The following is a 12,941-nucleotide window of genomic DNA, read 5'->3' as shown; positions in this document are numbered from 1 at the left end:
TCCCGTTTGCTCGATGATGTCCAGCGCTTCGACGCCACTGCCGGCGAGCACGACGGTGTATCCGACTCGCTCGAGCAAACGACCGGTCACTTTGCAGATGGCCGGCTCGTCGTCCACCACGAGTACGGTGGTCTCCCCCGCTATCCGGACGGCGGAACTCACGGGCGCGTCCGCGTCCGGTGCGTATGTCGGGTCGGACAGCGTACTTGGTGACATGAGCGGGAAGAACAGGGTGAACGTTGAACCCTCGCCGACAGCGGTCCGCACGCTGATCTGCCCACCGTTCTGCGCCATGATCCCCGCCACAGCCGCCAACCCGAGCCCGGTGCCTGTCCCGAGCAGCTTCGTCGTGAAGAACGGCTCGAAAATGCGCGCGCGCGTTGCCGCATCCATGCCGCTCCCCGTATCCCGTACCGAGAGTGTGCCGTACCGGCCCCGCATGAGGGAGCGGCCGTCAGCGTCCAGCACCCCGGTTTCGACCTCGGATTCGGCGGCGACGATGGCAATCGTGTCGTTCTCCGTGGTCGCGTGGCGCGCATTGATGATCAAGTTGACGATCAGTTGCTCGAGCTGTCCCGGATCCACCCACACGACGTGCGGCGCAAGCGCCGACACCTCGAGCTGTCGTTGCTCGCCCGCCAAATGGCGAATCACCGGCAAGAGTTGACGCACCATCGCGCTCAGGTCCACCGACTGTGGATGGTGCTCGGCGTGGCGACTGAACTCGAGCAACTGACGGGTAATCGCCGCGGCATGGTTCGCGGCGCTGATAATCTCGCGCACGTTGGCCAGCGATTCCGGCGTCACCTCGCGCTCGTCCAAGAGCAGCGTCCCGAAACCCAGGATCACCTGCAGCATGTTGTTGACCTCGTGCGCTACGCCGCCGGCGAGCGCACTGACCGCCTCGAGTCGCTGGGTGGCCTGCAACTGTGCGGCGAGCTCGCGCGTCACGTCCTCGGCGGCGAGCCGCTCCGTGATATCGCGGATCACCAGATGGGCCGACGGCTTGCCGCCCTCGATGAACACTTGCGCCCTGACCTCGACCTCCACGTGGCCGCCGTCGATGCGATGCAGCGTGTCTCGCACGGGCGGCACCGGCTCCACCGAACTGGTATCGGTCGTGAGCCGGCGCGCGACCGCTTTCAAGTGTGGCGGGTGGAGCAGCATGTCCACCGGCTGCCCCACGATCTGTTCCCGACGACTCGCGCCGGCCAGTCGGACTGCAGCGGCGTTGGCCGAAAGGATTACTTCGCCATCGTGCACGAGAATGCCGTCGGGCGCGAGCTCGACCAGTTGCTCGTACCGCCTCTCCCGGTCTGCATCGTCACGCGATGGACCGACGGGTATCATGGTGCGATCATGGCGTGTTCATCAGGTATCACTGACATCTTTGTGTGACGGCTCACGCGACGGACCCGCGGCACGCAATTGACGGACAGGTAGGCCGGTTACGACCCGATCGTACTCTCGTAGGGTGTTCCCGAGGACAATGCCGGACGAGGTCGACTCGTAGGACCAGAAGTCGCGGCTGTGATTGCTCCCACGCATCTTCACGATCACCAGCGCCTTGCGCGGCTCGCCTTCGATTTCGACGAACCGCTGGCTGAGGATCACATCGGTCAGGAACGACACGCTGTGCCCGGTAATCTGGAGTCGTTCCTGCTCCACTACCTCGACCGTCGAGTAAATCGTCACGCCTATGCCGGTGAGCGCCCCGATGAGGCGGTAGAGCGATTCCCGAAAGTCCTCCCGAAACGTGGGTGCGAGCGCCATTTCGAAGCCCGAAATGGAATCGATGACCACGCGCGTCGCACCGATCTGCTGCACCGCTGTGCGGATTTCCTGCAGCGTTTCGTCCACCGACAGGTCCAGCGGTCGTAAGTAAATCACGCGGAGGCGGTTGGTGTCCACGGCATCCTGCAACTCGATCCCCATCGCGGTGGCGCGGGCGAGGTAGATCTCCGGATGCTCCTCGAACACCGCAATAACGGCGGACTCCCCAACGCGCAGCCCCTCCGCTACGAACTGGACCGCAAACGTCGTCTTGCCCGACCCGGTTGGACCGGCGAGCACGACTGAATCGCCAGCGGGAATGCCGCCGCCCATCAACTCGTTGAGGCCGGAGATACCGGTGCCCAGCCGTTTGCTCTCCGCCGCGCGCGCGTCTGCGCGATGGCTCGACACGCGAGGATACACGATCACGCCATCATCGGTGAGTTTGAGTGTGTGCAGTCCGGGCATGTGCGCGAGCCCGCGCGCCTTAATGACCTGCAGCTTGCGCACCACCGAGTTGCGGTCGACGGCCTGCATGACCCGAATGATCCCGTCAGCCACCGTGAACACCGGGTTCCTAGTTTCCTCGGCTTCGTATTCCCCAATCAGTAGCGACGTGATGTCCCAGGTCGTGAGCTGGAGGGCCAACCGCTGCACGAACCGCTCGACGCTGCCCTCCCGACTTCCGCCGCTGGCCCCGTGCAGCAGCGACCCGAACGAATCGACGACCACGACGCTCGGACCCAGTCTCCCGACCTCCGCCTCGATGCGCTCCAGAACGCCTTCCAGGTCGCCTTCCAGCGCTTCCTCGCTGAGATTCAGGAAATGCACGGCGTTCCCGACCTTAGCCGGATTGAAGAACGAGAACCGCTGCTGATAGCGCAGCATCTTGAGCGACGTCTCGCCGAGGAGCGTGATGAAGAGGCCGGGTCGTACGACTGTCGCGTTGGCGAACAGGAACTGCATGCACAGCGTCGTCTTTCCCGCTCCGGGTTCACCAGCGATCAGGTTGAACGAGAATTCCGGTAGTCCGCCGCCCAGGACTTCGTTCAGCCCGGGCACCCCGGTGTCGAGCAGCGTGAATGTCGTCAGGTCACGACGCACGGCAGTGAGATCACATGGCTTGATCATCGCATTCTTGGTAAGTGGCGCTGCGCATGCTTCGGCGCAGGCTCGATGCTCGGGCTCGGTGCTCCCGCTTGCTCAACGAGGCGTTCGGCCATCTCCTCACCAACGATGCGGCCCAGCAGTTCCATCAACGTCACGAGCAGTGCCACCATGCCGCTGGCAAGGGCATCGGGTGTCGTCGGCCCGTCGTTCGGCGCAGCAGGCCGGAATCCATCAACCGTCAGCACGGTGCTCAGTGCCGGGTGCAAAGGTAGCGTCAGGCGTGCGGCGTTGAGGAGCAGCGCGCGGTATCCCTCCGACCCGATCCAGCGACTCAACAACATCTCGACATCGTTCAGGAGCCGCATCGCCGCCGCGCCAGCGGCATCATCAGCGAGCCCGTAAGGACCGGCAAAGGCGAAGACGGGGTGGATCGCACCCGTAGCCCGCTCCAGGAGACGCCGGGCCACCTCGTCTGCGGTCGAGTGCGTACGCGTCACCGGGAAACGGTGCGCGGAACGTGCTGCATTCGGACTGGCAAACCCGTGATCATGTAAATACGGCAGAAGGAGTGAACCATGGGAGGCACTCTCGTGGGAGTGCGAATCTCGTGCCGCCGGCGAAGAACAGCGCCCTGACAAGCAGGTTGTACCCGCAGAAGAGACATTTACCGTGGACTCGAGACCGCTGTGACGGCACTCGAGAGTGCCGCTCGCCCCGCGGTAATACGCGCCGCTTCCAGCTCCTCGAGGTGTAGCGACGCACGCTCAGCGAGCCCTGCGAAGTCGATATCGAGCGGTAAGCTCTCACGCACCACGGCCAGCATTCGGAACAGCGACATGCGCCCGAAGAATCCCATCGCAAGCGCCTCGAGCGCTTCAAACAGCATCAGCCCGCTGATGTCGTCATCACCGGCTCCAATCTTGAACCGGGCAAACTGCTCGCCGATCCAGGCCAACGCCTGTGCCACCTGACTCTCTGGAGCATCAAGCGCACCGAGCAGATCCCGCAACAAACCCTGCTCGGACTCGAGATCGGCGCGCAGACGGAGCATGAGCACGCCAAGTGGTTCATTGACGTATGCGTCGCTGACTCTGCCCATGAGCTTGAGAGCGGCCACGGATCCTGCCAGGTGATCATTGAGATACTGCGCTAGAGTCGCATGGTCCAAGTTCGGCGGTCGCGAACGGCGCGCGTTGTCACTGGAACTGGTGCTTGGCTCGTTCATCACGCCTCCGCGTACGCTGGCAGTACGGCCAAGGGTTGGTGCAACCGTGCACAATCGCTGGTGCCAACTTTTTCGATACACGGCGCAAGTTTCGCACCAAGCTCGGGACAGACTGAACGACTGGCGGCGACCTGCGTTTTGCAGAAGGCGGCGTGTCACACATCACCGACAATTGGCTTCATAATTGCTGCGCTTTCCCAACGTAACGACCCTGACGACAATGCACGCGGCGATGTCGACAGCCACACCTGGAAACGGAGCACACAATGTTCACTCTGCAGTCAACCCTTCGACGCGCGCTGATAAGTTTCGCATTTCCGGCGATGCTGGTGGCATGTTCAGACGAAAATGAAACGACGGCACCGGTCGCGACGACGATTACCACGACGAGCGGAACGGCACAGACGGTTGCAACTGGCGCGACCACAACTCCGCTTTCCGTCAAAGTCATTGATCAAAATGGCGCTGCACTTTCCGCGGTGCCGGTAACGTTCGCCATCAGTTCGGGTGGCGGCACCTTGAGCTCAACCGCCGCGTCCACCGACGCCAGTGGCGTGGCATCCTCGACCTACACTGCCGGAACAACGGCCGGAACAGCGACGATCACGGCATCAGTGGCCGGTGTCAGTCCGGTGAGTTTCAGTGTGACCGTTTCGGCGCGCACGGCCGCGACACTCACGGCGGCCAGCGGAAGCGGACAAACCGTCGTGACGGGCGCGCAAACGACGAGCCCGTTCGTCGTTCGCGTTGTTGATCAGACCGGAACTCCGATCGCCGGAACAACGGTGACGTACGCAATTACCAGTGGCGGTGGCACACTCGGATCCGCCTCCGCGACAACCAACGCGACAGGCAATGCGTCCACGACCTTTACCTCGGGCACAACGGTTGGTACGTCGACGGTGACGGCATCGGTCGTTGGCCTTCCGGCGATCACCTTCTCGACGACCGTTGCCGCGCGGGTTGCAACCACGTTGACGATAAGCGGCGGCAGTGCTCAAACCATCGTGTCAGGGGTGCAGAGCACGAATCCGCTCTCCGTAAGAATCGTCGATCAGGCAGGGACACCGGTTGCGGGCACCACGGTGACGTTCGCGATTGTCACTGGCGGCGGGGCGTTGGGGAGCGTCACGGCGACTACCGATGCGTTGGGAATCGCGTCAACGACATATACCGCTGGCATGACGGGCGGTGCAGCCACGATCACGGCGACGTCCGGCATTCTGACGCCAGTCACCTTTACGCAGACGATTACCGCACGCGCGCCGACGACGGTGACGGTATCGAGTGGCAGCGGGCAGTCCGTGCTGACGAACAGTCCGGTAAGCAACCCATTCATTGTTCGGGTCGTCGACCAGACCGGCGCCGCAGTTGCAAATGCGACGGTGACGTTTGCCATCACTAGCGGCGGCGGGATGTTGTCTTTGACCACCGCCACCACCAACGCTACCGGTTTTGCACAGATTACGTACACAGCTGGCGGAACTGTTGGCGCAGCGACGGTGACCGCGACCGTTGCAGGAGTCGCACCGGTGACATTCACCACCACGGTGACGTCATCGAGCAATGTGTTGTCGACCGTGAGCGGCAGCGCACAGATGCTGATTGTCGGCACCGCAGCCGCGAACCCGTTCGTCGTCAGGGTTGTCGATGCAACCGGAGCAGTCGTGGTTGGCGCGCCGATCACCTTCGCAATCGCGACGGGCGGCGGAGCTCTGAGTATGTCGACCGTGAACACTTCGGCCGCTGGTACGGCGCAAGTGTCTTACACGGCTGGCGCAACGACTGGCACGGCAACTGTGACGGCTACGGGACCAGGCCTTATACCGGTCACTTTCAGTTCGACGGTGCTGGCGGCCACGAACGTGTTGTCGGTGGTGAGCGGAGCAGCGCAGTCCGTACGTGTGAGTACGCCCGCTGCAGCATTCACTGTACGGGTTACGGACGCACTCGGCGTCTCCGTAGTTGGGTCGACGGTAACGTGGACGGTTGTCTCGGGCGGCGGAACGCTGAGCGCGGCCTCTTCAATGACCAATGCAACGGGAAATGCGACGATCACGTACACCACAGGTGCTGTGGTCGGCACATCAGTCGTGACCGGTACGATCGCGGGTGGCGGGTCGGTGACGTTCACGACGACCATCACGAATTGACCACACCCAGCGCGTTGGCGGGATGACGTGACGCTTCGCTGTGCGGGCGCCTCCCAACAAGGGAGGCGCCCGCATTGTCATACCCGTGGACCGTAGCGTCCCTACGTTTGCGGATTAGAACGGTGTAAGTGGTTGATTTGCGATCGCTCCGTGGCAGCCGCCAATACCGCCGTTCGCGCGAAGTCCGCGAAGAACAGCAACACCAGGAGTGGTGTCCCAACATTTATTACGAGCTATGCGGTCAGATGGGTGCCGATTCCCGTTCTTCACGTGTTGCTCTGCGTTCTCTGCGCCTCCGCGTCCTCGGCGTGATCGGTTCAGCAGCCTGTTCGTCACCGCCCCCGGAAGTAGTGCGCGGCGTACGGTGCGCACGGGGCCGTGGAACTGATCACGCAGAGAACGCAGAGCACTGAGAGAACACAGTGGCGCTCCGCCAAACCCGGCCGGATTTTCTCGTGAATACGCGCGAAACCCATTCCCTTGCACAATGGATTGTTGCACGACAACACCCAGACACCTTCGACATGTTCCGCTTGGCTTCATCGCGCAAGAAGCAGCGATGAGTGCGGCGGCGATCTCGTCGGCCATGATGTGACTGGTGGGAGCTATCGGCCACGGAATCGCCGACGACACGTTGGGAAGCACTATCACGCCAAGGCGTCGATATCGGCGGCGCTACTGATCAGCGCCGCCGTGGGAAGACGGCTACGCGAGGTACCGCTCAATCGCAGGAATGTCGGCCCGAATGCTGGCCGAAGTAACGCCGGAGGAACAGTGGATTTCGGAGCAGTGAGGGCATTGTCACCAGTACGTGGCCTTCTCAACGGCAGGTTTCGGGGTCGGAGCACGAGCTCACGACGAACAGGCGAAAGCTTGTGCGGTCCGCTACTGGCAACATCCGGCTCAGTCGGTGACCTTCCGTTGGAAATCCCCCGACCGCCTCGGCTTCCGGGGCCCGCGTCACCCCCTCCACCCACCTTCAAGTGCTCGAGCAGTACGCCCCCTTCCTCGCACTCGGCTGCGCCACAATCGCCGTGCTGTACGGCATCTTGACAGCCCGGTGGATCATTGCCCAACCCGCCGGCAACGAACGCATGCAGCAGATCGCCGGCGCCATTCAGGTAGGCGCGAACGCCTACCTGAAGCGTCAGTACGCCACCATCGCCGTTGTTGGCGCGATTCTCTTTGTGGCGGTCGGCGCAGGGCTCGGCAACTGGATGACCGCTATCGGCTTCGCGATCGGCGCGGTGCTGTCGGGCGTGGCCGGCTTCATCGGCATGTTCGTGTCGGTGCGCGCCAATTCGCGTACGGCGCAGGCAGCCACGATTGGTCTCAACGCCGCGCTCAACATCTCCTTCAAAGGCGGCGCCATCACCGGTATGCTGGTGGTTGGCTTGGGCCTGCTCGGCGTGGCCGGTTTCTACATGGTGGTGATCGGCGCCAACACCGGGGAAGACGCCGTGAAGGCGGCGCTGGAACCCATGGTGGGTCTGGCCTTCGGGGCGTCGCTGATCTCCATCTTTGCGCGACTCGGCGGCGGCATCTTCACCAAGGGCGCCGACGTGGGCGCGGACCTGGTGGGCAAGGTGGAAGCGGGCATTCCCGAAGACGATCCGCGCAACCCGGCCGTGATCGCCGACAACGTGGGCGACAACGTGGGCGACTGCGCCGGCATGGCGGCCGACCTGTTCGAGACGTACGCCGTGACCGTGATTGCGGCGATGCTCGTGGCCGGACTGGGCTACTCCACCTACGGCAACACCGGCGTCATGTATCCGCTGGTGCTGGGCGCGGTGTCAATTCCGGCGTCGATCGTCGGCACGTTCTTCGTGAGCGTGAAGCCGGGTGGCAAGATCATGAACGCGCTGTATCGCGGGTTGATCGTGGCCGGTGTGTTGGCTGCTATCGGGTTCTTCTTTGTCACGCGACAGATGTTTCCGGGTGAGTTGGGTACCAAGTTGTTCATCTGCGCCATGATTGGCTTGGGCCTCACGGCCGCGCTCGTCGTGATCACCGAGTATTACACGGCCACCGAATACGGTCCGGTACGTCAGATCGCCAAAGCCTCCGAGACCGGACACGGCACGAACGTGATTGCGGGTCTCGCCGTGTCGATGAAGTCGACGGCCGCACCGGTGCTGGTGGTGGCGGCGGCCATTTATTTCTGCTTCGATATGGCCGGCTTGTACGGCATTGCCATCGCCGCCACCTCCATGCTCTCCATGGCGGGCGTGATCGTGGCGCTCGACGCGTACGGCCCGATCACCGACAATGCCGGCGGCATTGCCGAGATGAGCCATCTGGGTCCGGAGATTCGCAAGATCACCGACGCGCTCGACGCGGTAGGAAACACCACGAAGGCCGTGACGAAGGGCTACGCAATCGGCTCGGCCGGTCTCGCCGCGCTCGTGCTCTTTGCCGACTACAGCAGCAAGCTCGGTGAGCATCTTGGCGCTCCCGTGAACTTCTCGCTCGACGACCCCAGGGTCGTGATCGGTCTGCTCATTGGTGGCATGATTCCGTATCTGTTCGCGGCGGCGGCCATGCAGGCCGTGGGTCGTGCGGCCGGCGCCGTGGTCGAAGAAGTGCGTCGCCAGTTCCGCGAACTGCCCGGCATCATGAAGGGCACGCAGAAGCCGCAGTACGATCGCGCGGTAGACCTGCTCACCAAGGCGGCCATCCGCGAGATGATTCTCCCGTCGCTGATGCCGCTCGTGATCCCGGTGATCGTGGGTGTGGTACTCGGTGGCGCGGCGCTGGGCGGTCTGCTCATGGGCACGATCGTAACGGGGCTCTTCGTGGCCATCTCGATGTGCACCGGTGGCGGTGCATGGGACAACGCCAAGAAGTACATCGAAGAAGGGCACCATGGCGGCAAGGGCAGCGAAGCCCACAAGGCAGCGGTGACCGGTGATACAGTGGGCGATCCGTACAAGGACACAGCTGGCCCGGCGATCAACCCGCTCATCAAGATCATCAACATCGTGGCGCTGTTACTCATTCCGTTGCTCACCAAGGCGTAGGTCGCGCTGGTGTCGCAACGTGGGGCGGTGAAGATCGAGTATTCGTGAACATTCATTACGGTGGCCTCGAAAGCGCAAGGTCGACGCAGCGAACGCCTGCACCTCGAGATCGGCGACGCCGGGCGATGGCGCCGCGACTACGATTCGATCGTCGGCTTATCGGGTTGCGTAGAGAATGCCCATCGCGATTGCCACCACCATCATGACTCCCGCGATCGTCCACGGGATCCACAGCGGCGCGTTGGCGATTTTCTCGACCACCGGTCCGCCACCGGAGTGTCTCGGCCTCACGGACAGACTCACCGCCTTCGCAATCTCATCGCCCGACGCTGGGCGATCGGCCGGCCGCTTGGCGAGCGAGCGCATCACGATTGCGGCGAGATGCTTCGGAACGTCGGGCCGCTTCGACGCGATCGGTTCGGGCAACTGCTTCGCGTGCGCCTCGATTACCGCCTGCGGTGAACGGCCCGCGAATGGCGGGTGCCCGGTGATCATTTCGTACGCGACGACGCCGAGCGCGTACAAATCCGCGCGGTGATCGAGCGCCGGGTCAGCAGCCGCTTGCTCGGGCGCCACATAGGTTGGTGTCCCCAGACTCATGCCCACCTGCGTGATGCGCATGATCTCCGCTTCCATCTCCGTCGTGGACGCACTGATCAATGCCTTGCCGATGCCGAAGTCCAGCACGACCGCCTGCCCGTGGTAGAACATCACATTCTCGGGCTTGATGTCGCGATGCACGATTCCTTCCTCGTGCGCGTAGGCCAGCGCGCCGGACACTTGCTCGAGAATCGTCGCGATATCGGCGAACGCCATCGGCCGCTCGCGATCAATGCGCTGCCTCAGCGCCTCGCCGTCGACGAAGGGCATCGTGTAGTACAGATGCACACCCGCTTGCCCGGCCGAGAGCAACAGCACGATGTGCGGATGCTGCAGGCGCGCCGCGAGTGCGATCTCGCGCTTGAATCGCTCGGCGGACAGCGAGGCCGCCAGCTCGGGCGCCAGCACTTTGATGACGACGCGACGACGCAACGCCTTCTCGGTCGCGACGAAAACCCGCGACATGCCGCCGCGCGGCAATTCACGCTCCAGCGTGTAATGCTCGGCCAATTCGGCCTGAACCTCGGCTTGCAGTCCGTCGTCGAGCATCTGAAGCCACCATGGCGGGGGACACTGGGAATGTACGTGATTCGGCGGGATTGGCGAGTGCGGCCAGCGGGAACGTGGCTGCCTTACATGCATCAAAGCCATGCAGTCATTGTCGCGCCGGGCGACCGGCACTGCGAGATCTTTGCGACGTTGGTGAAGCAGTTTCGGGTAATCGGCAATCTGCTGTCTGATGCAAGGTTTGCGGTGCTGGCAATCGAGCACTGCCGTGATTGCGTGCGAGGCTCGCTTATCGCTCATCGCGCAGGCATCGTTCGGGGATGTCGGAACGACCGTCGAGACTGTCGTCGGCCCTTGGCCGTAGCTACCGCCTCGAGCGCGAGCTCGGCGCGGGCGGCATGTCCACCGTGTATCTCGCCGAAGACCTGAAACACGACCGCAAGGTTGCGATCAAGGTCCTCACACCTGAACTCGCCGCTGTGCTCGGCGCCGAGCGCTTCATCGTGGAGATCAAGACCACGGCGGCGCTGCAACATCCACACATCCTGCCGCTGTTCGACAGCGGTATGGCGACGGGTTCCTGTTCTACGTGATGCCCTACATCGAGCGCGAAACGATTCGCGACAAGCTCAATCGCGAAACGCAGTTCGGCGTAGACGAAGCCGTGCGCCTTACGCGAGAGGTGCCGATGCGTTGGACTACGCGCATCGGAAAGGCGTGATCCACCGCGACATCAAGCCCGAGAACATCCTGCTGCACGATGGGCGCGCGATGGTGATGGACTTCGGGATCGCGCTGGCGGTGAGCGCGGCCGCCGGCGGGCGCATGACGGAGACCGGATTGTCACTCGGCACGCCGCACTACATGAGCCCCGAGCAAGCCACGGCCGAAAGGGACATCACGCCGCGTGCCGACGTGTATTCACTGGCGGCGGCGCTGTATGAAATGCTGACCGGAAACCCGCCACACATGGGTGCATCGGCGCAGCAGATCATCATGAAGATCATCACCGAAGTGCCGCCACCGGTGACCGCACGACGGAAGTCGGTGCCAGCGAATGTCGACGCGGCACTTACGAAGGCGCTGGAAAAGCTGCCGGCCGATCGCTTCGATACGGCGAAAGCATTTGCCGACGCGTTGGCAAATCCAACGTTCACGACGGCGGGGATGTCCGGCTCGACAACGGGTGCGCTCGCGGGACGCGGTGGCCTATCGAGGCGCCTCGTCATCGTGATGACCGCGCTGGTGGCGCTGCTGCTCATCACGACACTCTCGGGCTGGCTCCGCCCTGCCCCGCACGTCGCGAAGCCGGTCACCCGCTACACGCTGACCCCGGACTCGAGCAGTGCCCGCAGCGGGCCACAAGTGCGCATCGCGCTCTCACCCGATGGCGCGCGTCTTGTGTACACCGGTGGTAAGCGCCTGCAACTCTTCGTGCGGCCGCGCGACCAGTTGCAGGCCATGCCATTGCCGGGCACCGCTGGGGCCATCAACCCGTTTTTGCACCTGATGGCGCGCAGCTCGGCGTGTTCATCGGCAACGTGCTCAAGCTCGTTTCACTCACGGGCGGTTCGCCGATCACGGTTACGGATTCCCTATTTCCGTACACGGGGGCGTCGTGGGGACACAGCGATGCGATCTACGCGCGAGCCCGAACGGTACCGCTCAGCCTGATGCGCGTCCCCGCAGGTGCGGGGGGCGTCCCGACGCGGTTCACCACGCTCGATACGGCGGAGGGCGAGATCCAGTACGTTGTGCCGACGGCCCTGCCCAACGGGAAGGGCGTGCTGTTCACCATCCGCTACGACGGGAGGAAGCACCCCGAGTCGGTGATCGCCGTGGCTGATGTCGCCACCGGCAAATACACCGTGCTCGTCACCGGAACGCGAGCGCTGTACGCGGCGGCGAGACAACTGGTCTTCTCGACCCACCGGGACACTCCTGGTCGCCCCGTTCGCCCAGGGCACGCGAGCGCTCACGGGGCCGGCGAAAGTGGTGAGCGAGGGCGTGCGCCTCGCCGAGGTCACGGCCGCAGGCGATTTCGCGGTTTCGACGACGGGCACGTTGGTGTACGCCACCGCCGCAACCGGGATCAACCGTGAACTCGTGTGGGTCTCTCGCGGCGGCAACGTGCAACCCGTCGATGCGCCGTGGCAGGGTGCGTTCAAGAACCCCGCCCTCTCGCCCTCACGTTCGACGGGACCATCAGCCGCTACCCATCTTCGACTCCCGACGGGCGGGCGTTGACGTTCTCATCCGACGCCACCACTGCCGCCGGCGGGGAAGACCACCTCTGGACGAAGCGGGCCGACGGAAGCGCACCGGCGGTGCTGCAACTGCACCAGTCACGTAGCATCGTTGAATCGCTCTGGTCGCCGGACGCGAATTGGCTGATCTATGGAACCTTCTCGATCCAGGCTGGAGTGGGTGATATTCTGGCCATGCAAGTGGGGGCGGATACCGTGCCCGTGCCACTGGCGGCGACCCCCTTTTCCGAATGGTCGCCCGCGCTCTACCCACACGGCCGCTGGCTCGCGTACACGTCGACCG

11 protein-coding genes and 1 pseudogene are annotated in these 12,941 nt (G+C 63.7%); 7 read left to right on the top strand and 5 right to left on the bottom strand.

Annotation, left to right across the window (positions count from 1 at the left end; genetic code table 11):
* The 4 genes from ACESNG_RS13460 to ACESNG_RS13445 all read right to left on the bottom strand — a co-directional run.
* On the bottom strand, window positions 1-1,350 hold a 1,350-nt coding region (locus ACESNG_RS13460), incomplete at its 3' end, for an ATP-binding protein (RefSeq protein WP_373069353.1).
* 21 nt (window positions 1,351-1,371) lie between these two features.
* Window positions 1,372-2,904, bottom strand: a complete 1,533-nt coding sequence (locus tag ACESNG_RS13455; protein ID WP_373059851.1) for an ATPase domain-containing protein — start codon at window positions 2,902-2,904, stop codon at window positions 1,372-1,374.
* On the bottom strand, window positions 2,901-3,380 hold the full coding sequence (locus ACESNG_RS13450) for a hypothetical protein (protein WP_373069351.1): 480 nt from the start codon (window positions 3,378-3,380) through the stop codon (window positions 2,901-2,903). The genes ACESNG_RS13455 and ACESNG_RS13450 overlap by 4 nt, the downstream gene beginning before the upstream one ends.
* 167 nt (window positions 3,381-3,547) lie before the next feature.
* Entirely contained in the window at window positions 3,548-4,000 is a 453-nt protein-coding gene (locus tag ACESNG_RS13445; protein WP_373069349.1) for a hypothetical protein, read from the bottom strand.
* Between the two features lie 374 nt (window positions 4,001-4,374).
* Between ACESNG_RS13445 and ACESNG_RS13440 the strand changes: the two genes are divergently transcribed.
* Together ACESNG_RS13440 and ACESNG_RS13435 are read left to right on the top strand one after the other, a co-directional pair.
* Complete coding sequence (locus tag ACESNG_RS13440) at window positions 4,375-6,261, top strand: beta strand repeat-containing protein (RefSeq protein ID WP_373069347.1); 1,887 nt, start codon at window positions 4,375-4,377, stop codon at window positions 6,259-6,261.
* Window positions 6,262-7,244: 983 nt separating this feature from the next.
* Entirely contained in the window at window positions 7,245-9,284 is a 2,040-nt protein-coding gene (locus ACESNG_RS13435) for a sodium-translocating pyrophosphatase (RefSeq protein ID WP_373069345.1), read from the top strand.
* 156 nt (window positions 9,285-9,440) lie between these two features.
* Here the strand turns inward: ACESNG_RS13435 and ACESNG_RS13430 are convergent, their stop codons facing one another.
* Window positions 9,441-10,433: a serine/threonine-protein kinase gene (locus tag ACESNG_RS13430; RefSeq protein ID WP_373069343.1), complete on the bottom strand. Its 993-nt coding sequence runs from the start codon at window positions 10,431-10,433 to the stop codon at window positions 9,441-9,443.
* Between the two features lie 278 nt (window positions 10,434-10,711).
* On the opposite strand from ACESNG_RS13430, the gene ACESNG_RS13425 reads away from it, so the two are divergent.
* The 5 genes and pseudogenes from ACESNG_RS13425 to ACESNG_RS13405 form a co-directional block, all read left to right on the top strand.
* Complete coding sequence (locus ACESNG_RS13425; protein ID WP_373059841.1) at window positions 10,712-10,984, top strand: protein kinase domain-containing protein; 273 nt, start codon at window positions 10,712-10,714, stop codon at window positions 10,982-10,984.
* A complete protein-coding gene (locus ACESNG_RS13420) occupies window positions 10,981-11,112 on the top strand; it encodes a hypothetical protein (RefSeq protein ID WP_373069341.1) in 132 nt (43 codons plus the stop codon). The genes ACESNG_RS13425 and ACESNG_RS13420 overlap by 4 nt, the downstream gene beginning before the upstream one ends.
* Entirely contained in the window at window positions 11,109-12,065 is a 957-nt protein-coding gene (locus ACESNG_RS13415; RefSeq protein WP_373069339.1) for a protein kinase domain-containing protein, read from the top strand. Before ACESNG_RS13420 ends, ACESNG_RS13415 begins: the two co-directional genes overlap by 4 nt.
* Window positions 12,066-12,236: 171 nt before the next feature.
* A complete protein-coding gene (locus ACESNG_RS13410) occupies window positions 12,237-12,638 on the top strand; it encodes a hypothetical protein (protein ID WP_373059835.1) in 402 nt (133 codons plus the stop codon).
* A pseudogene (locus ACESNG_RS13405) lies at window positions 12,635-12,941 on the top strand (hypothetical protein); the annotation flags it as partial. The gene ACESNG_RS13410 and the pseudogene ACESNG_RS13405, both read left to right, overlap by 4 nt.

Origin of the sequence: Gemmatimonas sp. (assembly GCF_041689975.1) — a bacterium.
Classification (GTDB): Bacteria; Gemmatimonadota; Gemmatimonadetes; order Gemmatimonadales; family Gemmatimonadaceae; genus Gemmatimonas.
This window is presented reverse-complemented; position numbering and strand designations above follow the sequence as displayed.

Bases quoted from the DNA above. Each gene is read 5' to 3' on its own strand.
- ACESNG_RS13440 (WP_373069347.1), top strand. From the start codon at position 4,375: ATGTTCACTCTGCAGTCAACCCTTCGACGCGCGCTGATAAGTTTCGCA.
- ACESNG_RS13425 (WP_373059841.1), top strand. From the start codon at position 10,712: ATGTCGGAACGACCGTCGAGACTGTCGTCGGCCCTTGGCCGTAGCTAC.
- ACESNG_RS13410 (WP_373059835.1), top strand. From the start codon at position 12,237: ATGTCGCCACCGGCAAATACACCGTGCTCGTCACCGGAACGCGAGCGC.
- ACESNG_RS13455 (WP_373059851.1), bottom strand. From the start codon at position 2,904: ATGATCAAGCCATGTGATCTCACTGCCGTGCGTCGTGACCTGACGACA.
- ACESNG_RS13430 (WP_373069343.1), bottom strand. From the start codon at position 10,433: ATGCTCGACGACGGACTGCAAGCCGAGGTTCAGGCCGAATTGGCCGAG.